Raw genomic sequence first — 22,666 nt, forward strand, 5'->3', positions numbered from 1 at the left:
TGATCTCATATCTTCTTGTCAATAGAGGTCTCTATACCTCACTATACGTCTCAAAAATCACCCTTCAGCGGGATCATTAAAGCCAAGATGCTTGAGAAAACTATGAGCCATTGCCTGCAATTTTTGCTCAGACACACCACTCTTTGAAAAAATTGAAAAGCCACTCAGAAAAGCCTGAATAATATCGGCGGTAGTCTCAGATTCCGTATCACCCGGCAATTCTTTTTGATCTATAGCCTGCCTGATGAGCAATTCGATGAGCGTTCTTTGTTCAACCTGCATCTTTGCCAGTGTATCACCCAACTCCGAGTTACCTGGAATAAGCTCGCTCATGCAGTTCACTGCCAAACATCCACGATGTTTGCTATCCGCCGCAAGATTCTTTGAGGCATCGCTAAACAATCTGAAGAATACGGGTCCAACTGGATCACCTTTTCTAATTTGCGTGAGGATTTTGCCTGGTGAATTGGTGGAGTATTGGTTGATTGCCTCAAGAAATAAGGACGCTTTCGTTTTAAACGCATTATAGAGGCTCGCGCGGGTTAACCCTGTTGCCTTAGCTATCTCATTTAAAGACAGGTTGTTGTATCCTCGCTCCCAGAAGAGCTCCATTACCTGTGATATCAATTCATTGCGATCAAATGATGCTGGCCGGCCGCGACATTTTTTTGGTGCTATTATTTCATTATTCATATCGTTTATATCTTTTTGTTGAGCTTCTTTAAACAAATATAATACCACAGCACTTGATTTTAGACAAACCTGTATAATATTGACGGTAACCGTTTTTGTACAGCAGTGTATAAAATAATATAAAAGCACAGCGATGGTTCGTTAGTGTTTCTCTATACGAATTTTGTTTAAAGCCTGAAAGGAGAATGAAATGACAAAGAGCTTATTTGAGTCGGTAACTATTGGTGATCTTGAGCTAAAAAACAGAATCGCAATGGCTCCATTGACCAGAGGACGTGCGGGAGAGACCAGAGTACCGAATGAATTGATGGCTGAATACTACGCACAACGAGCTTCAGCCGGGCTTCTCATTTCAGAAGCCACAGTCGTTTCAGCTCAGGGTAACGGCTGGATTGGTTCTCCTGGAATCTACACAGAGGAAATGACAGCAGGCTGGCGCCAGATAACTGAACGCGTTAAAGAGGCGGGCGGCCATATATTTCTCCAAATGTGGCATTGCGGGAGGGCATCTCACAGTGACTTCCACGACGGCCTACTCCCTGTTTCAGCATCGGCAGTGAAGCTCAATGGTGATATGATTCACACCCCGCTCGGTAAAAAAGAATATGAAGTGCCACGTCCGCTAACCATTGAGGAAATACACGCAACAGTCGACGACTATCGAACTGCCGCTCTGAACGCCAAAGAGGCAGGATTTTCCGGTATCGAGGTACACAGTGCCAATGGATATCTGCTTAACCAGTTCCTTGATTCCAAAACTAATCTTCGTGATGATGAGTATGGTGGCAGTCCCGCAAACAAATACCGCTTCTTAAGGGAAGTGCTGGCTGCGGTTCTTGAGGTCTGGCCTTCTGGAAGGGTTGGCGTGCGGCTTTCACCAAACGGTGTCTTTAACGATATGGGGAGTGAAGATTTCAGAGAGACGTATCTTTATGTCATCAAAGAGCTGAATAAACTCGATCTCGGGTACGTACACATTATGGATGGTCTTGCTTTTGGTTTTCATGAAAAAGGAGAGGCAATGTCACTTTCTGATTTCAGGGAGCATTATGATGGAGTCATCATTGGGAATTGTGGATACAGTAAAGATGATGCTGAACAGCGGATAGTAGAGGGCACAGCCGATATAGCAGCAATTGGCCGCCCATATATCAGTAATCCTGATCTCGTCGAACGCTGGCAGAACGACTGGCCTTTAGCACCATATGAGGACATGTCCCTCTGGTATACGAACGAAGCTGAAGGGTATACAGATTATCCGACATACTCTGCTTAAGACTATCTCTTAATACAATATGGTTCCCATAAATCGTATTCGATTTATGGAAACCGGCGTATCGTGCAGGAGGCATTCCTGGGCAGCCTCCAAAACTAGAATACACCTCAAAGGATCTCTTATGAGCAGAATAGCAATTCTCCCTTGTGATGTAGAAAGTAGAGGTACATACCTGAGTACACAGACGCTACCCAATGATTATATGAGTGATTTTAGTTTGATGGGTTTTGTGGTGGAACACTACCATGATGCACTCAATGTATTGGAATCAGCAGGCTACACATTAGAAAAATACGAATATGGAGCAGAGGTTCATATTGATGGTCATCGCCATCTTCTCAAAATCCAAAAACTCTTTTCCTTACACAATCTCACCAATTCGTATTCCGATGTTGCCGATACGCTATATCAGGCATGATAGTGAGGTGGCTGTCTGGTGGATAGTCCCAACAATGTCCAGGAGGCTGTTCCACAATGGCCTTTCGAAGTCTACGCTATCTGCCCAAACTCTTCGGAATTTTCTAAAAATAATGCTCGCAGGTAGCGTAGACTCGGATATCGAATATATGGCTGTTCTTATTCTTTGAAAATGTCTCGATGTAACTGCTCACAGGGCACCAAATCTTTCCGCGATCAGTCTGGTTTACGTATGACATTATGGCTTTGCTTGATTTTTCGAAAATGCCTTGATCTGTGAAAAAAATGCTATAAGCCGACAGACTCCTAGCTGTTTTTGAAAGAGCGAAAGAGCGTGTTGCTTTAACCTACGGCTAGGATAAGACGTTTTCATTTGATCTTGGTGAGCAATTTTTCTTAGCAGTTAAGCTTTAGAGAAGAAAACATTGTATCCCAGAATGCTGTTATGAACGTATGCGCCATATAACTAACTGGAATCACATTGTTATAGAAATAGCTGATGCGATCAATCTGATATATTCAATGTAACTATTTGACCTTGTCTCATCAAATGCGCATTATTACTATGGTTTAGGTTGGTTAATACTACGATGTGTTATAGGTAATTTTGTCATTGTCATATTGGAGATTTTATGATCGCTACACGACGTTTTTCCGTATTGGTTGCATCTCTGCTGATGCTTTTTGTTCTGCCGTTTACTGGAGCAGCTGCTGAGTTTAAGTTTACTGCTATTCCGGATCAGGATACCGCACGGCTCCAGCAGCGGTTTGGTAAAATTGCTGATTATCTGAGTAAAGAACTGGGGATCAAGGTTACCTATGTTCCTGTGAAATCCTACTCTGCATCTGTACAGGCATTTAAAAATAATGAAGTGCAGATGGCATGGTTTGGCGGTCTATCGGGTGTTCAGGCGCGCCTCGGAGTTCCCGGTTCTGTAGCTATAGCACAGGGTGAGGAAGATGAGCATTTTGTCAGCTATATTATTGCTCATAGTTCCACCGGGCTCAAAGAAGGTGATGTGCTGAGCGACGGTATTGCCGGGAAAACCTTTACCTTTGGCTCCAAAGGTTCCACTTCAGGACGACTGATGCCGGAATATTTTATCCGTGAACATTTTGGTAAAAGCCCGGAAGAGTTGTTTTCCCGTGTAGGTTTTAGCGGCGATCATTCAAAAACAATCGCACTTGTTCAGTCCGGTAGTTATGAGGTTGGCGCAGTGAATTTCAAGGTTTGGGAAAAGGAGATGGAAGCGGGGAATATTGATCCTGCCAAGATTTCGGTGATCTGGAAGACTCCGGAATATCCTGATTACAACTGGACTGTACGAGGAGATGTAGACAGCACCTTCGGCGAGGGTGTTACCGCCAAAATCCAAAAGGCGCTTCTTAATATTACAGACCCTGAATTGCTGAGTGCTTTTCCGCGGAATCGCTTTATTCCTGCCGATAATTCTATGTATCAGCCAATTCTTGATACTGGTAAAGCTATTGGTGTTTTTCGATAATTCCCGTCTCATGACGAGATGATATCTGTGAATCCTGGTTATGAAATACATTTTATCCATGAGGTGTCAGAAGCATGTCGGCGATAAAATGTATTTCGACCATGGTTAAGAAGATACTACCTCGATGTGGAATGATACTTTTCATTTTGTCCAGTCACGATCTTATCTGATATTTATATGTCATTTTCATCATCACGAACGCTGCTTTCACTGGTGGGCGAAGATATTTCCTATACAGATTTTGTCGCCTTAAAAGGGATTACGCTCTCTATTGCAGAGGGCGAGAAGGTAGCGCTGATCGGTCAGAGTGGTGCTGGCAAAACAACACTATTGCGTAGGCTCTACCAGCTGCAGCCCGAGCTGTGTTCATTTATTCACCAGCATCATGCGCTGGTTCCGCAGCTCTCTGTTTTCCATAATATCTATATTGGCAGGCTTGACGCTCACTCAGTATTTCAGAATCTGCGTAACCTTGTTCGTCCTGTTCAAAGAACTATTGACGAGATTATGCCCATCGCAAAACAGCTTGGTCTCGAAGATAAACTCTTTATCCGAACAGGTGAGCTTTCAGGTGGACAGCAGCAGCGGGTAGGGATTGGCAGGGCTTTATATCGGGGCGGATCTATTCTGATGGCCGATGAACCGGTTTCTTCTCTTGATATTGTTCAGCGTGAAGAAATAATGGAGTGTATTGTCGAGGCAGGGAAAACTGTCGTTTCGTCATTACATTCGATCAATCTTTCTCAACGCTTTTTTAAGCGGATTATCGGCTTAAAAGATAAAGCCATCCTTTTTGACCTGCCTGTTGATTTGGTTTCAGACAACCATATTCACGAGTTATATAATTAGCTGATGCTGCGCACCAGTCTCTATTTTGTGTTGATTGCTGTTGTTGCATTTGTCGGCGCGGATATCTCAATATCAACGTTTGACCCCTGGCAGGAGCTACAGAAGCTCGGTTTGGGTCTGCTTACCCCTGATTTTTTCAGCCTGCCGGAATTCTGGTCTGCACTGGTCAACACCGTAAGTTTTGCCCTGATTGGCATTGTTGGTGCTGTGATCATGGGTTCGGTACTGTCACTATTTTTTGATTACACATCTGTTCGGCTTTTTTGCGCCTTTATCAGATCCATTCACGAGCTATTCTGGGCTTTTATCTTTATGCCGATTGTTGGGCTCAACAGCCTTTGCGGCATACTTGCCATTGCTATTCCCTACGCCGGGGTGTTTGCAAAAGTCTATGCTGAGATCCGTCAGGAGTCGGATACCAGACCAGCTGATGCTCTGCCCGCAGCTACCTCACGAATAAGCGGCTTTCTATATACGACCCTACCGGTTATCTATCGAGATATTAAAAATTACACCTCGTATCGTTTTGAATGTGCTTTGCGCTCAAGTGCCATTTTAGGATTTATCGGCCTGCCGACTCTTGGTTATCATCTTGAGACAGCATTTCGCGAAGGTATGTACAGCGAGGCGGCAGCACTGCTCTATGCTTTTTATCTGCTGATTATCTCAATCCGCTTCTGGGCCAAACCAAAGTTTATTATGGTTCCATTATTAGCGGCATTGCTCCTTACTTCATGGGATGTTTCACTGTCTGTCGCCAATATCGTACGATTTTTCACCTACGATATTCTTCCCTGGCCAATGCGGGCTGATGGTTATTATGCTGGTACACAGGCGTTATCTATGCCGTTGATGGAAATTGGCAGATGGGCCTGGGATATTCTCATTTCAGCAGCATTGCCGGGGGCATGGTCTACAATACTGCTTACTCAGATTGCCCTTGTCTGCACGGCTATTTTCACGCTAATAAGCTTTCCGCCCGCCAGCCGCACCTTCTTTTCAAAGCCGACTACCGGTTGTGCCCATACTCTGCTGATAATTTTTCGAACAACACCTGAATATATCCTGGCCTATGTCTTTCTCCAGCTATGGGGGCCTTCAATGCTGCCTGCTATTTTGGCGCTGGCTCTGCATAATGGTGCAATATTATCGTTTCTCACAGCACGGAATGTCAATCTACTTGAATTGCCGATAGACACTTCACCCAATAGAATTAACCGCTATTTTTACGAAGTCCTGCCAAGATGTTATGGCCAGTTTCTAGCGTTTCTGTTTTATCGTTGGGAAGTAATCATGCGGGAGTCTGCGATCCTGGGCATTCTCGGGATAACAACTCTCGGTCATTATATCGACAGCGCCATCACCAGAGATCATCTTGATACTGCATTATTTCTTATTCTGATCACCGCTTCCCTGAATATGGGTATCGATTCACTTTCTCAAATAATCAGGAAACGGCTGCAAATCTCTGCGCACCTTGAAACGCGGGTCTCACCGTAGAAAGCCGTTCTATCGCACCTTCTCTCTCTTGTGTTATTCCCGAACAGATAGTGTTCAGTCGAAAACTTTACTTCACCTCAAGCAGCACTGCAGGCTGTGTGTCCTCAGGTTGTTTAATGCTGGTTGAGGAAACAAGCAGCCGTGTTTTATCAATGGTATGGGTATCGGAGAGGTACGTTTGAATTTCTGCAGCCCGTTGTTGGCCAAGTTCTCTTAATGACTGTTTCTGCTCACCATTTAGGTCAACAGGGTTGGCCTTCTGGATTTCACGTTCTTCCTCGCTGAATAACTCCCATGAGGCGACCAGCGGAATGAGTTGCAGATCTGTTTCCGGTCGCTCTTTTAAGATTGTTGCTATCCTCTCAAGATAGTCCGTTTGCTCTTTGAGAAGTATTCGTTCACCTGGTTGGAACTGAATTGGAGGCAGATTAACCTGCATCATCTCTTCGCCAACTTTCATGCCGACATAGGCAAGCGCAGCATATGGGCCGAGGGCATACACAAAATAGGAAGATGCTGCAGAAACAATCGATTTACTGAGCGCTGTCACAACAATGTCGGATATGCCGACAGATATATCATTAACTGGTCCTGAGATCGGAATATCAAGGTTGATATTTCTGTCGCTGTCACGAAGCATGGCGAGTGCAGCATCCAGAGGGATGGGTAACTGGTTGTTGAGTTCGGTCGCAAGTTCCTGCGAGATGGTTTCTGTTTCAAGCTGTTCAAGAAATACAGAGTTTTTCAAATCAAGTGTATCATCGATAAGCTTCAGCTTACTCTCAATCTTCAACTGTCCTCCCGCTAACGCAGTTCCTACTGATTGAACCGTGTAGGATGACAGGCTGGTGAGCGGATAATTTTTCACTATGAGATCAAGATTAATGGTTGGTTTTTCATTGAAGGGAGCGAGATTACCAGAAATTTTGATGGGTGCCCGTTGTTCAAGATTGCCTTCAAAAAGAAGGTCCATCTGTTTTTCCTGCCGCGTTGAATCAAGGTCGGTTACCTGAAATTTTCGTATGCTAAGATTGGTTGAGTACGGTACGGCAAGTGTCTGATCTATAAAGCTGACATTCGAATTACCGGATAAGAGGATTTCGCCGAACGTGATTGGGGCTGGCGGACTCTTCTCTTTAGCTGGAAGTTCTGCAGCGACATCTTCGCCAGTCTCCGGTGCCGGTATTTTCATCGCTTCAAGCCGTTGGCTGAAGTTCATAACGCCGTCTTTATCCCGTACGATATCGGCCCTTAATCCTGAGAGATTGAGTGTGTCGCCTTTGAGCCCCGAGCCAGGATCATAGCTGATTTGATCGAGGTTAGCGTGGGACAGGGACAGGACATTTTTATCTTTACTGTTTTCTTTACTGGTGAGGAGTGTAAGTGTCTCAATAGCTATATCTCTGGCAGAAAAATTCTGTTGTACGTTTGCACGAATGTCCTTAACGCTGAACTGTTGTAAACCGGTCAGTATTGTCTCGTTTAGGGTTGATTTAACCTGTAAATTTTCCAGAGCGGTTTCTGCGATGGTAAAGTTTTCCAGATCACCTGTTGCCAGTCCGCTAAATGAAAGTGTGGGAAGGCTTACTACGAGAGGCATGTCGCCAGGAACAGTTGTCTGAATATCTTCAGCGACGATAGTGCCGATTGTATAGTTTGAGCTGTTGCTGATGTTGATTGTATTGATAGTCAGACTGTTGAGTCCAGCTTTAAGACCAGCGCCTTCACTGCTCTGATATTCGAATCGGCCGAGTTTGATGCTGCCCTGTGTATTCAGTTTGCCCTGATCGGTTGCTTCGAAATGGACCTTTCCTTTCCATTGCATGGCTTCTTCAGTGAGTGCAATGTCCTGCATCTCCAAGGCGGCTCCATTGATGGAGAGGGTGCCATCAGCCGTAACCTGTGCAGCTGCTTTGGCAGGGGCATTAACGGTGAGTGCACCGCCCCAGGCTATGGTATCAACGCTGGTGTTACGTTCATCTTTTTCAAGATGAATGGAGTTGGCGGTGATCTTGCCGTGATATTGAGCTTCAAATCCAGATTTTATGGAATGATTCAGGAGTACATTACCGTCAATGCTGAGATTTCCGGTGAAAACCGGAAGGATATTCTTTGTAAAAGCTGTAATTTCATCAAGGTTAAATTTTGAGATGTGTATATTGCCGCCCAACTGCAGGTCAGGGTTCACCTGTAGTGTATCTAGATCTATGGTGATGGGGCTATCATCAAGCTTTCCGGTCAGGTGAAATCTGCCGGATGGCTGACGTTCTTTTGTTGTGAAGCGGGTGAGCTCTGCAGAATCAATGCTGAGGGTCATCTCGATGTCAGGCGTGAGTAATTGCACCCTGCTATTTTTTATACGAACCTGATCGGCGCTGAGAAACCATGGTTGAGTTTTAGGTCCATCATTTTCTGATACGGAGTCTGATGCAGCATCTTTGATGTTGAATGAACCATAACGCCAGCTACCGTCGGCGAATTGCTGAAGGTCTATAAAGAGATCGTGATATTCTATCTGCTGGATATGGATATCACGTTTAAACAGTGATGTGATACCCACATTGATAACAAGAGTTGAGTGATGGAAACGCTCTTTAGAATCACTTGTGATATCAACGCCCCGAACGGTGAGCCTACCATAAAACGGGTTATAGCGAATGGACTCTATTGAGGCGCTTTCAGCCCCATTTTTAACCAGCCAGTCTTTAAGGAAATAGGATGCACCAAAAGGGAGCAGAGTGAAAAACAGGGTGATTGTTGTTAACAGACCAAGGATGATTTTTACTGAAGTGTATTGAAATATTTTTTTCATTTTTTCCATTTGCAAGTTCGATCTGTGGGAAGGGTGAGCGCTCAATAAACGTTTTTTTAACGGAGAATTACACGATATAAAATTGTTGATGGATTTGCTTGTGAAATTCACTTAATAGTGAAAAAACACGAAAAAATGTCAGTTTTATACGATGTTTTTTCATAAACAGACATCGTCAAGGCATCACCATGGGTATTATGCAGGTAGATTTGCCATTTGGGGTGTAGTGCATACTGTTCTAGGAGCCTGTCGGATTGTACCCTTATTCCCCATCTCGGCGTTATTTTCAAAAATTCAATGCTGCAGGTAAGCGAAGACTCCGATATCAACTATATGGCTGTGCTTGATTTTTCGAAAATGCCTTGATCTGTGAAAAAATGCTATAACACGACAGACTCCTAGCGTATATTTTACGGTAATGGGAAGCTCCCATTTGGTTGCACGAAAAATAAACTTTCATCAGGTATTTTTTATCTTTTTATTATGCAAGAACACAAACAGAGTTATCCGTCTCCTGACGAGAAAATTTCCAGGGAATACAAGGCGCTGTTGAGTGATGTTGATACCAGAGTTAATCAACTGGTTGACCATCGATTTAAACTTACTCTTCAATGTCGTCCGGGATGCTCGGACTGCTGTATGGAGTTTAGCGTACTGCCTCTGGAAGCTGCACATATCATTCAGCAGTTGAAATTTCTGAAGCTGGAAAAGCAGAGTGTTGAGGCGAAATGTGTAATGCTTGAAGATGATCTTTGCCGGGTATATGAAATCCGACCTGTCATTTGCCGAACTCAGGGGATGCCTGTTGCCTATGTTGATGAGATGGCCGCTACGATTGAAGTTTCTGCCTGTCAGCTGAACTTTCCCGATGATTACCCACTTGAACATGATGATTTACTCATGATGGATCAATTCAACAGCCGTCTGGCCGAGTTGAATCTGCAATATTGTAAGAACAATAATATCAATCCTGAGCGTCGTGTGCCACTTGCTGAATTAGTCTAAGTTTTTTGGGCGATATCTACAAAACCCTGAAGCAAAGCGTTGGACGCGATGGCTCGCATCAGAGATGATAGAGCCTATTGTTCAGCCGATTCCCTTTCAAATATTTGTCATACTTGATTACGGGAAGTTATTTGGAAAATTTACATTCCTAGAGTGAAGAGTCATGAGAATTACATTGATCCAAAAAATCTAACTCTCTGCCCAATATATTCTTTTGTAGACCATTACAGCGTTATCAAAAACTGGAACCAAATGCCAATTTGAGTGATAATATCGTACTCTTGCCGGGGTGACTGGCAGGAGCAATATAATCATTTTGGTTGCTTAGTATGTTGGTTAGGTGGTTGATTGTACGTTTGTTTTGCGTGCAGTGATGTGGGAATGGTGTTAAATAAAAATGGTATTTGTATATCTTGAGTAGTTTTGTATTTGTTTTCATTTAGTGCTCTCTGGCTTCAGGGAGACTGAGCTTCATCGAAAAGGTTAACGCGTCTAGAAATGAATATTGCATCAAAGCACAACATGTTTGGAACTTTAGCTATCGTCATGTTTATGACTGCGCTTTCTATGAGTATCAGCATACTCCCTAAAGAATTAGCAACAGACATAATACGGGAAAACGGCCCAGTTGAGGTTATTACCGCTTTAGGTTACATGGTTGCTGCGGGCTGGTTGTTTATAGCAGGTCTAAAGCGCCAGATACATTCAGGTGTTTCTGCAGGATTTTTAGTGTTGCTGCTTGGGCTGCGGGAGCTGGATTTTCACGCTCGCTTTACCACTATGGGAATCTTTAAGACGCGATTTTATGTTAGTCCGGATGTTCCAGTGGTTGAGAAGGTTATTGTTTCGATAATTGTCATTGCTCTTATTGTATCTATTGTAAAATTTATCAGACTTCATTATTCACCATTTTTACAATCGTTATGCAGAAAATATCCACCGGCAAGAGCAGTAGCGCTCGCTGTAGGGCTGATGGTGGTGAGTAAAATGCTGGATAGTTTTTCTGGTCCTCTCCAGTCTATTATTAACCTGGTGCACAACGATCCTGCTTTATGCATGTGGGTTATGGAAGAAATATTTGAGATGGGTATTCCCTGCCTTATACTGCTCGCAGTTCTACAAGATACCAGCGTTGAGTTACACGTCTGTTCCAGACTAAAGCATGTCCCTGAGATTTCTGCATGAGTGACGCGGGTTCCCTTGTGTCAATAAAATAGAAATAACTTCTGGGTGCTTGTCAGTGGCAATCCTTCTCAGACTGATCGATTCCGGCAGTCGCTCGAGCATCCACTTCTCCTTACGATCATCTACCCCGCAGAAAATTGCGGATGATGATGTGTTTTGAAAAATAATCGTGTTTGGTTACAGAGCATAAGGTGAGGAATGTCGTTATTTCCTAAAATTCAATGCTCGCATATAGGCGAACGAAGTGGGACTTCGATATCAACTATATGGCTGTGCTTGATTTTTTGAAAATGCCTTAATCTGAGAAAAAATTGCTATAACCCGACAGACTCCTGGATGAGGAATTGTTTACTGGTTGCTTCAGAAACATGGCCTTCCTGATGAACTCCATTTAATTATTTTTTCCAATCAGCCGATCTACTTAAAAGAAGTACAATATATTTTAGGGATAATTTCGGCAGGATGGGGCTGTTCTCACATGAGGGCTGTTAGTGTACAGCTCCATTAGACTGTTATTTACTCTCCTGATATATAAACAGAATTTCTGAATTTTGCATGTTCCTTCAGTAGCGATTCCCTGTATGGGATTTCTTGAAGTATACGTTTTTCTGCGATACTCTTTTAACAAGTAAATGGATTCATCCTGTGTTGCGTCTTATGAGGGAGAAATTTATGAAAGATACGTTCCTTAAGGTGTTTTTGTTGGTGGCGATGGTGGTGCTGCTGCCGGGGAAGACAATTTTTGCGATTGGCGGAAGTGTCAGTCACGGTAACATCTCAGTGTATAAAAATGGTGATTTGGCTGATCAGTTATCTGGTGTGAGTCCGGTTGAGGACGGGGCTCTGCTTGTATGCTATGGCAAGTGCATGGTGAAGTCTGTTGGCATCTCACTGCTTCCTTCAGATAGATCCCAGATATCTGTTACCAACATGAGCGACAGTTATAATCTATTTGTGCGGCAGGGCTGGGTTGATTTTGCCATAAGCAGTAATAAACGAAAAATCGCATTTTTTACAGAAAAAGGCAGGTATACGGTGGCCGAGGCGGTTATGGATAGCGAAGGCTATTCAACGGTCAAAGGTAGATTTGGTGTCGATGATGAGGGGCGTCCTGATATTTCCATTACTGAAGGTGAAATGGATTTTGAGATCGACAAGGCATTGGAAGCTGTCGATGAAGACAATACTCTTGCAATGGCGATTAATCCTGGAACAGAGGTCACTCAGGCTTCATCTCTCAAAACAGCAAGCCTTGCCGCAGGTGGTTTTCTTACGACTGTTATAGGATTGCAGGCAATTGATAATGATATAAGTTCAGAGCCTGTAATTGTGCCGGTTCCCCCTACGACTCCTGATTATCATGATGATACCACAGCCAGTAGAAGTAACTAGGGATTATGAATAATCGTTATCTGCAAAAAACACGATCGGCAGACTGGGTGTTGTATTGTGTGCTTCTGATGTTTCTGGTGATTCAGGGGTGTGGTGGCAAAGAGCAGTTTCAAGAGACCACATCTCTGGAGGAGTTTACTCAGGTACATTCTGCTAAAGATAGTTCTTCTACAAGAAAGCAACAGGCTATGGCAATGCCCAAGGAAAGTGAAGTCGTACAGGGAGACTACCAGCTTGGTGCGGGGGATCTGCTGTCAATAAAGGTGTTTGAATCTTCTGATCTCGATTCAGAGGTGCGGGTTTCATCGCGAGGCTATATCAATGTGCCGTTGCTGGGAGATGTGAAGGTAAAAAACTTAAGCCTTGCTGAAGCGGAACAGAAGATAGAGACCCTCTACAAAAAGGACTTTATTCACGACCCTCATGTCTCTGTGTATATACAAGAGCATGTGAGTAAACAGATCACCATTGTTGGGGCTGTTGAACAGCCGGGAACATTCAGGTTTGTGGCACAAAGGCGGCTGCTTGATGTGCTTGCTCTGGGGCAAGGATTGCGTGATAACGCAGCCTCCTATGCCTATCTGACACGAGAAGACCAGAAGACCGGAGTAAGTCATAACTATATGATCGACCTCGATGATCTGGTGAAAAACGGCAATATGGCCCAGAATCATGTGATCGCAGGTGGAGATGTTATCTATATTCCAGAATCAGGTCAGTGCTTTGTTGATGGAGCGGTGCGAAAACCGGGGATTTATGCAATCAGAAGTAATATGACGGTAACCGAGGCGGTCACTCTTGCCGGTGGTCTTGCCAGGTGGGCCGATGACGATAAGATCAAGTTGATCCGTTTTATGGGGCGCGGCCAAAAGCGGCAGATTGTCAGCCTGAGTTATCAGGACATGCAGGCAGGTCTTGGTGATACCTTATACCTCAAGGACCAGGATGTGATTTTTGCGGAATCCAGTGCCAGTAATAAGCTTTTTTCCGGAGCCGGCTTTACTCTTGGTTTTATGGGAACCGGGGTGAAATTTGATAATCCTGAACGGTAAGCATTGAGCGGTTGCTATGAAGATGCCCATCACGTTGCAGGTGTCACTCGAGAAGATGATCTACTATTTGATCATTTTCATACTAACTACAATCCCACTTGTTTTTGGTTCAGTTCACCCTGTAACAGCAGGTTTCTACGGTGCGATAATGCTGGCAGTGCTGGGAAGCTGGCTATTGATTGCTACCCGGCCGGATAAGCCGATATCCGGTTTAATCTGGTATCTGCTGCCGTTGATTGTTCTTTGTTATCAGATTCTTCAAACGATTCCTCTGCCTTTTTCCCTGATTGAACTGCTTTCGCCTGCCCGGGCAGAGAGAATAGCAATGGTGAATTATCTGGCCGATACTGATATCCGGGCAATGGCTTTGAGTGAGAACAGTAGGGCAGGAGCGCGCGGAGCATTGTTTTTGCTGGCTGTTTATGTCTTTTACTGTTCGTTGACCAGGGTTTTACAGAGTGATAAACGCAGGCTCCTGACTGTTTGTTATTGCCTTATAGCTGTTGGTGTTATTCAGGCGTTATACGGGCTTTTACAATTCATCAAACCTGGAACAGGCATTCTCTGGTTATCAATCGAGGTGAGGGCAGCCTACGGTTCTATAATTTATAAAAATCAGTACGCTTCAATGCTTAATATGCTTTGGCCGCTCGCCATTGGCTGTGGTCTTTTGCAATACTCAAAAACGAAGCGGAGAAGGTCGACAAGCAGAGCAGGAACTGAAAGAACCGGAAGGCGGCTGATTAAAAAGGGATCAACGGGCTGGCAGAAAAAAACGGTGAACAGGCTGATGGTCCAAACCGCTGCAGTTCTAATGATCCTTGCCGGGATTTTTTCTCTTTCGCGGGGAGGCATACTGGCCATGGCTCTTGTGGCGGTGTTGCTCGTAGTGCTTTTGCCCTTTTCAGCTAGGAAAAAGATCATTTTTTCAGGTCTTTTCCTGGGCGTAATCGTAAGTTATGGCACAATGTTGGGGATTGAGACGGCAGTATCACGATTTGTCTCGGTAGGTGATGCCGGGGCGACAAGAACTGATCTGTACATGTCGTCATTGCCAATGCTGGCAAATCACTGGCTGACGGGTATAGGGGCTAATTCCTATGCTGTTCTTTCTCCGGTTTATCTCAAAGGTTTCCCTGCCGATCTGCTCTATGACAGGGTGCACAATGAGTACCTGGAACTGATGATTGAATTGGGTATCCCAATGGCGCTTCTTTTTTTTGCATGGCTTTTGGGTGGGATGGCGCTTCTGGGAGCACGGATTCTGACTGCCCTGAAACACACGGGAAAGATAAAAAACACCATGCTGCTGGCCAGTGTTGCGTATGCAGGAATAGTGGGTTTTCTGGTGCATGGGCTGGTCGATTTCGGCTGGAGATTGCCTGTAAACATTGTCTATTGTGTGACGCTTCTGGCAATCACTGTCACCAGTCTTGAGGGTGTTAACGTCACTGAAAAGGTGATGGTTGATCCTGAACCAGACACCACAGCAGAAATAGCGGTTGTGGGTAATGTTTGAAACACTGGGAGGCCGTCCGGGAATGGCTTTTTTCAATAACTCTTCGGAATTTTATTAAATAATGCTCGCTGGTAGTAAATGCTCAATCTGACACACTTCTGATAGTTTTTTACAAATTCTTTTGTCTTCGAAGTCGATTATGTGCGGGGTGATGTAAAAGATGGATGACATGGATCGGATGAATATGCCTTCGGGTAAAGATAATTCCAATCAACTGGTTGTTCGCAATCAGGAGCATCGGAACCTGCCGAGTACCGAGGTCCGCGAAATAGTGAGTCAGGTCAGGGATGAGATTGATCTCCGCGACCTTATTGATATTCTTATACGACGTAAATCGCTGGTGCTTTTCAGCCTGCTTCTCTGCTTTACCATGGTGGCATTATACACCTTCAATGTGACTCCACAGTTCAGAGCCCGCGGTGTGTTGAGGGTTTCTGCATACTCAGATAATCTCACCAAGTTTGACAGTGTTGAGTCTTCGGCTTTAAAGACCCTGGAATTTCAACAGACCCAGGTGAAACTGCTGCAGAGCGAGCAGTTGGCTTCACGGGTCATCAACCGCATGAACCTGACTGAAAGTGCAGCCTTTGGTAATCGCCCTTTATCTGTCGCAGGCGTTGAGGAAAATAAGGGACTTTTTGCTACGCTGAAAAGTTTTGTCCGGCCGGAGGAAGATTCGGCAACGCTTAACCTGTTGAGCCCGCTTGAGCTGCAACAGGTTATTTTTGATAAGACTCTTGTGCAGTTTCAGGCGCTATTCGGCGTGAGTCCTGTTCGTAATAGTGAATTGATCGAGGTCTCGTTCAGTACAGTCTCACCCGCCATGGCTGCCGAGGTGACCAACGTGATTATGGATGAGTTCATTAATATGCATATGGACAGCAGGTTGCGGACATCACGTGATGCCACACGATTTCTGGAAAAGCAGATCAATGCAGCCCAGATCAAATTGGAAAAATCAGAGAAAGAGTTGCAGGAGTTTGCTCGAAAAATAGGCATTGTTTCGCTTAACCCGAAGATGAACCTTGTTATGCGTCAGCTCGAGGAGTTGAATGATGCACTGGCAAAAGCGCGTTCAAAACGTATAACTCAGGAAGCTATTTACGAGCAGAATAGCGAGTTTGACTCGCAAACCAATTTTCGAACCGTGGAAAACGAACTGATCCAGAAACTTAAAAGCCAGCATGCGACTCTTCTGGCGGAATATCAGGAGCTGGGGACAACGTTTAAACCCGCCTACCCCAAGATGAAGCAGCTGAAAGCCTTAATGGATGAGATCGAAAAACGGATCACTGCGGAAAAAGAGGATATTCGGGAATCAATAGAAAATGAATACAGAACAGCCTTCAAAACAGAGCAATATCTTAGTGTACGCACCGAAGAGCAGAAAGAGCGGGCAATGGCTCTGGAGGAGAAAGCCACCCAGTACAAGATCTACGATCGTGAGGTAGAGACAAATAAATCTATCTATCAGAGTCTTCTTCAGCGCTCAAAGGAGATAGAGGCCACAGTAGGAGCAGCTGTTACCAATATTCAGGTGATTGATACCGCGAGGCCGCCACTCTACCCCTTTAAGCCGCGGGTCTCCATGAATCTGATGATCGGGTTGGCTCTTGGCCTGGTTGTGGGGATAGGCTCGGCACTACTCTATGAATACTTTGATAACACCATAAAACATCCTGACGAGATGGCGGATCGATTTGGAATTCCGGTTCTTGGGATAGTACCCTTTGACCGGGATGCTGTTGATAATCGTAGAGGCATGGCAATGAAGTTTTTTTCAGATCCTCGCTCACCTGTCGCAGAGGCTGTTCGTACGACCATGACCTCGCTGAGACTTTCTGTTACCGAGGAGCCGCCCAAAACCATACTGATGACGTCCATTCTTTCAGGGGCCGGAAAAAGCTCACTATCGTGCAATTCATGTTTTTCGTATCTGGCTGAAGATGACAGATGTTTGCTGATTGATGTGGATTTACGTAAACCAAGTCTCCATCATGTCTTTGATAGTGGTAATTCCAGCAAGGGGTTGTCGACGGTATTGAGTGGTATTTCTACACTCTCCGAGGTTATTACCCAAACAGAACACGAAGGTCTGGATTTTATAAGCAGTGGACCTCTTCCGCCAAATCCTGCTGAGTTGCTTTCATCAAAGAGAATGCGTCAGTTGCTGCAGATCGTCTCGCAGAAATATGACAGGGTAATCCTTGATGGGCCGCCGTATCAGGGTTTTGCCGAGATTTTAGTGCTTTCAAATATGGTTGACGGGGTGATGCTGGTGTCTGTTGAGGGTGATACCCCGCGTGAAGGGGTGAAGCATTTCCGCAGGTCCATCACCAATGTGGGGGGCCGGATTCTTGGCACAATTATCAATAAGAGCGGTAAGAAGAAAGGGTTTAGCAACGGCAGCGGTTATAAATATTACAGCTATAACTACGAGTATGGGCAGGAGCTGGAGACGGATACATAATGGGTATTCTAGGCTTAGTTCAACATAGCACTATCAGATTCAGTATTGCTGCACTGCTCTCTGGATGTGCTGTTGTGCTCATGTTTTTAGCCATACAAGACCAGCGTATTTTCACTGCTAAACGAATAGACAGCATTGACGTGGTTGTAAAGGATGCGCGGCTGTTAACCAGATTGGCCGAGCAGAAATATCTTATCGATGCAGACCTGGACACGGCGTCAGATCTTGTGGAAGAGGCGCTTACACTTACTCCGTATCATGTTCCGGCATTATTACTTTTAGCGCAGATTCTTTATGATTCTGGAGATGCAGAGAAGGCCAATGAGACACTTGATTATATTGATAAGCTCACAACAGATATAAAGCGATATCGTTGGGAAAAAGCCCTTGTGTCCTACCAGTTTGGCAGGACAGAGATGCTAGCCGAAGATATTAGTTACATAGCTCGTGAAATTGGTGGTCCTGTCGGAAATAAAGCTTTGCGGCTTGCATTCAGCACCTGGCAGGAGCCGGAAGAGCTTTTAAATAAGCTTGGGCCTGACGCATTGATGGTCCTTTTTAACTATGCGGTCCGTTATCCTCATCTGGATAAGGCGCTTTTTTTCTGGGAGCAGGTAGAGGCGCGCGGGCTTGATTGGCGGAAAGATGATCTGCTGACATTTGTTGATATGCTGTTCAATATGGGACGACTGAAGGAGAGCGCGGCTATCTGGAAAAAGCATTTTAATCCAGAGACAATTGTTTATGACGGAACCTTTTCAGAAGATTTCAGGCAACATGCGTTTACATGGAGAAGCAATAGTGACAGGAGTTTTACCTATAGTTTCGAACCACCAGTAACCGAATCAGATAAAAGGATTCTGCACTACCGGTTTACGGGCTGGGATAATCCTGAGATTTCATATATTTCACAGGTAATTCCATTGGCAGGAGGTGACCGATATAGTCTGACTTTTGAAATAAAGAGCGATCAGCTGACTACAGATAAGCGACCGTTTATCGATGTGGCTGGATTTAACTGTAACGATGGAAACGTTGTAGAGACCAATATGGTTGCACCGGCTCAGGATTGGACAACATATCGACTTGATTTTGAAGTGCCCGAACAATGCAGTGCAGTGATGTTGCGCTTTCGACGGCAGGAGAGCCTGCAGATAGACAATCGGCTGGCCGGCGATATCTGGCTGCGAAGTATGGCGATTGCAGAGCAGGAGAAACCGTACACAGTGGCTAAAGGTCCTATGCAATGACATCAGAGCAAAAACTGCATATCAGCAATCTGCTGAAGGGCTATGGAAACAACAGGTCCAAAGAGACGCTGATAAGCCTTGTTGCTGAAGAACGCGGGATGCTGGCAGTTTGCAGAGCTGTGCTCAAAGAGGTGTATAGTAACCAGGATGGTATGCGTGACTGGATGAAGGAGGAGTGTATCTCGGGAAAAATAGATTTGCAGCTTTTTCTTTATGATCTCTCCGCTGTAAGCGATATGTTTTCTGAGGAGAAGAACAAAAAGGATAAGCGATACACGCTTCTAGGCATTCCTAGTGGTTCAAGCGCTGAAACCATCAAGAAAGCATATCGAAGGCTAAGTAAGAAGTATCATCCGGATAGCCCTGAAAATACACATACCAAAGATCCTGATAAATTTATTGAAATAACAAAGGTATATAAAGAATTGCTCGAAAAAGAGAGTAACGGCGGAGGACTTGAGGATATCCGCCCGGAAGCAGGTACGGCAACGAGTAGAGGGAAAAGTGGTAATCCCATACAATCAAAACAGAATACTCAGTGGTTTCAGGCTTCGCGGTTGAAGAGTTTTCTACGTCCTCGAAAGGTTTACCTTTGGTCTCTTGGTTGTGTGTTGTGTGTGGCTGTTATTTTGGCTTCGATTTCAATGATTCAGAAAAAGCGGATGATGCTCGCCGGTTTGCAACAGAGTCGGGGTGAGGTGGCGGCGTCAACGGCAGTGGTTGAAGAAGTTACTGAAGAACAACCGTCCCTTGTCGTAGTTGAAGATCTTTTGCAAGATTATGAAAATAATGAAAATTTTGAATTAGACATTGTTGACGTTGCAGCTCTCCCTCAAGAACTGACAGAGATCGTTATGCTGGATGAGAGTCGGGAAGAGCCGAAAGAAGAGGTGCAACTTGTTTTAGAGGAATCAGTATCCATTGAGGATGAACAACCCTCTACAGCCGCACAACTAAGGGTTTCAATCCTCAGGGATTCACAAAAAAGAATCATCGACTCAGCATCTCCTGCCGAAGAGGTGATGAATGAAGATATATCAGGGATACCGGATAGCAGAGGCAATCTGATAGCCACACAGCCTCGCCATCCGGTTGAAGCTGCACTGCAACAGATTGACTGGACTGATCAACATCGAGCAAAGAGCCCGTTGGTACAAACAGCCTCAGTAAGCTCAACAGTTCAGCACGTGAGTACATCACAAGCAACTGTCGATCTGCAGACACGGGTAGACCGATTCCTGCAAGAGTATATCAACGCCTACGAGCAAAGAGATCTGGATCTTTTCGCCAGGTATTTCTTTGAAGATGCCAGCGAGAACGGCGAGCCATTTGCTGTAACGCAGGCCGCATATGTAAAGCTTTTTTCAGTAACATCCGATCTATCCTTAAAGATTGTGAATACTTCATTGAAAGAGGATGAGGACGGTGTGGAAGTCGATGGCCGTTTCAAGGTGTACTGGCATTATAACGATTCGGGAGTGATGTTCGGTAAAGGTGCAATCAGCATGAAGCTCGCTGAGTATCGCGGAGAGTTTCGTGTGAAGCAGCTTAACTACATTTTTGATGAGTGAGCGAAGAGACCCAAAGAGGTAATTGGCTCTAATGAGAAAAACAGTATTCAGCATATTCAGGCGAAACGGGGTGGAGCATCTTGCCCTGGCTGGAAATCTTGTGAGTAACCCGAAGTTCTGGATTATTCTGGCAAGCGATACTGTTTTGCTTTTTGCTGCGCTCTATTTTTCGTATTATCTGCGTTATGAGCACATTCTCGATTTGCAGGGTTTGTTTGACCCATATTTTTCTATTTTCTCTCTTATTCTTTTAATAAAATTGCCCGTATTTTATTTTTTCGGTCTTTATCGCGGAGTCTGGAGGTACACGGGTACTCGCGACCTGATAAATATCGGTAAGGCAATCTGCTTCTCGTTTATTCTCGTGCTTACAGCACTGCTTTATATCAACAGGTTTGAGGGGTTTTCACGCTCTGTCTTCATTATGGATGCGGTTTTTTCATTTCTCTTTGTCAGCGGCCACAGGTTGTGTATACGCTATTTGTATAAGGGAAAGAATGGTGCGGGAAAGCTCTTGTATCTCCCTAAAAAAACACAGAAGAAACGTTTGCTGCTCATCGGGGCAGGTGATATCGCCGAAAAGGTGCTGCGGGAGATAACCGGAAATAGTGATTCCGGCTATGAACCTGTCGGTTTGCTTGACGACGATCTTGGTAAAATTGGGCGGAAGATACATGGCGTACCGGTTTTGGGAACCATCATCAATCTTGAAAAACATGTGAGCAGAACCCATGCGCACGAGGTTCTCATTACAATTGCCGCGACAGGTACAAACGAGATGAAACGGTTTGTAGACCTGTGCAGGATTACCCGGTTGCCGTTTAAAATTATTCCCTGTTTCAGTGAGATTCTTGACGGGAATGTCTCTATTCGGGCAATCCGAAATATTTCCTATAAAGATCTTCTCGGCAGGGAGAAGGTTGAGCTTGAGCAGGATAAAATCGGCGAATACATCTCCGGTGCAACGGTTCTGGTGACAGGTGCAGGCGGTTCTATCGGCTCTGAGCTCTGCCGCCAGCTTGTTCGTTTTAAGCCTGCAAAACTTATTCTGTTTGATAGCAGCGAGGAAAACCTTCACAATATCCAGATGGAACTCATCCACGAGCATAAGGTGGATGATGTGGTGCCGGTTCTTGGCCAGGTGCAGGATGTAAATCTGGTGCGACTGGTGTTTAGCAATCACAAGCCTCAGGTGGTGTTTCATGGTGCCGCGTATAAACATGTGCCTCTGGTTGAGCGCAATCCATGGGAAGCTGTCTATAACAATATTATAGGTACCCGAGTGCTTATCGAAGCCTCAATTCTCTTTCAGGTCGCAAGGTTTGTCCTTATCTCAACCGATAAGGCTGTTCGGCCGACAAATGTAATGGGGGCTTCCAAAAGGTGTACGGAATTGCTGTTAAAAGCGTATGACCGTATGAGTTGGGATGGACGTTTTAGTAATCACTGGGAAGGTCTTTGTCAGAGTGGTGTCGAATTGAGCTCCTCCGCTGGCAACCTGTATGAACTGCATAAAACTCGTTTTATGGCAGTGCGGTTTGGCAATGTTATCGGCTCTTCCGGCTCTGTTATCCCTCTGTTTAAACGACAGATAGAAAAGGGTGGGCCTGTTACGGTCACCCACCCGTCCATGACCAGATATTTTATGCTGGTTGAAGAAGCTGCTCAGCTTACCCTGCAGGCTGGTGCAATGAGTGATGGTGGAGAGATCTTTATATTGAAGATGGGCAGGCCGGTAAATATCGGGCGTATGGCGAGAGATCTTATAAAGCTTGCGGGAAAAGAGCCGGATACAGAGATCGACATAAAATATACTTCGCTAAGAGATGGTGAGAAGCTATATGAGGAACTTATTACTGTCGGTGAAGGAATTGTTAAAACGGATCATGACAAGATTCTGGTGTTAAAGAGTGATCCCGCTGTTGCATGTGATAGTCTCAACAGGCACATCGATATTCTAGAAGAGCAATCGAAGGATTGTGACGGACCGGCAATAAAACGAACCTTGAAGATGATGATACCGGAATATATGCCGGATATGGAGTCACGATCAATTCATGAAACCGATCCTGTCGGTTATTCTGAAGAGGTAGCCATGAAGGTAATCAATTAGGAGCGACTGGAAAAATAATCTGTGTAATACGTGGTAGCCGAAATACGTAATCACAAT

The 22,666-nt window shown here is 44.8% G+C and carries 16 protein-coding genes; 14 read left to right on the top strand and 2 right to left on the bottom strand.

Annotation, left to right across the window (positions count from 1 at the left end):
- Positions 1–57 precede the first annotated feature (57 nt).
- On the bottom strand, positions 58–693 hold the full coding sequence (locus FCL46_RS26190) for a TetR/AcrR family transcriptional regulator (RefSeq protein ID WP_136808708.1): 636 nt from the start codon (positions 691–693) through the stop codon (positions 58–60).
- Between the two features lie 190 nt (positions 694–883).
- Here FCL46_RS26190 and FCL46_RS26195 point away from each other — a divergent pair, with 190 nt between their 5' ends.
- The 5 genes from FCL46_RS26195 (at position 884) to FCL46_RS26215 (ending at position 6,240) form a co-directional block, all read left to right on the top strand.
- Positions 884–1,969, top strand: coding sequence for an alkene reductase (locus FCL46_RS26195; RefSeq protein ID WP_136808707.1), 1,086 nt, complete (start codon positions 884–886; stop codon positions 1,967–1,969).
- A 121-nt stretch (positions 1,970–2,090) separates the two neighbouring features.
- Entirely contained in the window at positions 2,091–2,387 is a 297-nt protein-coding gene (locus FCL46_RS26200) for a hypothetical protein (RefSeq protein ID WP_136808706.1), read from the top strand.
- 676 nt (positions 2,388–3,063) lie between these two features.
- Complete coding sequence (locus FCL46_RS26205; RefSeq protein WP_476700524.1) at positions 3,064–3,891, top strand: putative selenate ABC transporter substrate-binding protein; 828 nt, start codon at positions 3,064–3,066, stop codon at positions 3,889–3,891.
- Between the two features lie 177 nt (positions 3,892–4,068).
- Positions 4,069–4,740, top strand: coding sequence for a phosphonate ABC transporter ATP-binding protein (locus FCL46_RS26210; protein WP_136808704.1), 672 nt, complete (start codon positions 4,069–4,071; stop codon positions 4,738–4,740).
- A gap of 3 nt (positions 4,741–4,743) precedes the next feature.
- Positions 4,744–6,240 (top strand): PhnE/PtxC family ABC transporter permease, encoded by a 1,497-nt coding sequence (locus FCL46_RS26215; RefSeq protein WP_136808703.1) that lies wholly within the window; start codon positions 4,744–4,746, stop codon positions 6,238–6,240.
- Positions 6,241–6,307: 67 nt separating this feature from the next.
- Here the strand turns inward: FCL46_RS26215 and FCL46_RS26220 are convergent, their stop codons facing one another.
- Complete coding sequence (locus tag FCL46_RS26220) at positions 6,308–9,052, bottom strand: DUF748 domain-containing protein (RefSeq protein ID WP_167505953.1); 2,745 nt, start codon at positions 9,050–9,052, stop codon at positions 6,308–6,310.
- A 483-nt stretch (positions 9,053–9,535) separates the two neighbouring features.
- On the opposite strand from FCL46_RS26220, the gene FCL46_RS26225 reads away from it, so the two are divergent.
- The 9 genes from FCL46_RS26225 (at position 9,536) to FCL46_RS26265 (ending at position 22,609) form a co-directional block, all read left to right on the top strand.
- The gene (locus FCL46_RS26225) at positions 9,536–10,057 is read left to right on the top strand and encodes a YkgJ family cysteine cluster protein (protein WP_136808701.1); all 522 of its coding nucleotides are present in this window, start codon (positions 9,536–9,538) and stop codon (positions 10,055–10,057) included.
- A 498-nt stretch (positions 10,058–10,555) separates the two neighbouring features.
- The gene (locus FCL46_RS26230) at positions 10,556–11,242 is read left to right on the top strand and encodes a hypothetical protein (RefSeq protein WP_136808700.1); all 687 of its coding nucleotides are present in this window, start codon (positions 10,556–10,558) and stop codon (positions 11,240–11,242) included.
- 672 nt (positions 11,243–11,914) lie between these two features.
- Entirely contained in the window at positions 11,915–12,634 is a 720-nt protein-coding gene (locus FCL46_RS26235; protein ID WP_136808699.1) for a hypothetical protein, read from the top strand.
- Positions 12,635–12,639: 5 nt separating this feature from the next.
- On the top strand, positions 12,640–13,686 hold the full coding sequence (locus FCL46_RS26240) for a polysaccharide biosynthesis/export family protein (protein ID WP_136808698.1): 1,047 nt from the start codon (positions 12,640–12,642) through the stop codon (positions 13,684–13,686).
- A 16-nt stretch (positions 13,687–13,702) separates the two neighbouring features.
- Positions 13,703–15,205 (top strand): O-antigen ligase family protein, encoded by a 1,503-nt coding sequence (locus FCL46_RS26245; protein ID WP_136808697.1) that lies wholly within the window; start codon positions 13,703–13,705, stop codon positions 15,203–15,205.
- A 160-nt stretch (positions 15,206–15,365) separates the two neighbouring features.
- A complete protein-coding gene (locus FCL46_RS26250; protein WP_136808696.1) occupies positions 15,366–17,675 on the top strand; it encodes a GumC family protein in 2,310 nt (769 codons plus the stop codon).
- Complete coding sequence (locus tag FCL46_RS26255; RefSeq protein WP_136808695.1) at positions 17,675–18,925, top strand: tetratricopeptide repeat protein; 1,251 nt, start codon at positions 17,675–17,677, stop codon at positions 18,923–18,925. The genes FCL46_RS26250 and FCL46_RS26255 overlap by 1 nt, the downstream gene beginning before the upstream one ends.
- On the top strand, positions 18,922–20,496 hold the full coding sequence (locus FCL46_RS26260) for a J domain-containing protein (protein ID WP_275942840.1): 1,575 nt from the start codon (positions 18,922–18,924) through the stop codon (positions 20,494–20,496). Before FCL46_RS26255 ends, FCL46_RS26260 begins: the two co-directional genes overlap by 4 nt.
- 31 nt (positions 20,497–20,527) lie before the next feature.
- Positions 20,528–22,609 carry a polysaccharide biosynthesis protein gene (locus tag FCL46_RS26265; RefSeq protein ID WP_136808694.1) on the top strand — a complete coding sequence of 694 codons (2,082 nt, stop codon included), beginning with the start codon at positions 20,528–20,530 and terminating at the stop codon, positions 22,607–22,609.
- The last annotated feature ends 57 nt before the right edge of the window (positions 22,610–22,666 follow it).

Source organism: Desulfosediminicola flagellatus, from assembly GCF_005116655.2.
GTDB lineage: Bacteria > Desulfobacterota > Desulfobulbia > Desulfobulbales > Desulfocapsaceae > Desulfopila > Desulfopila flagellata.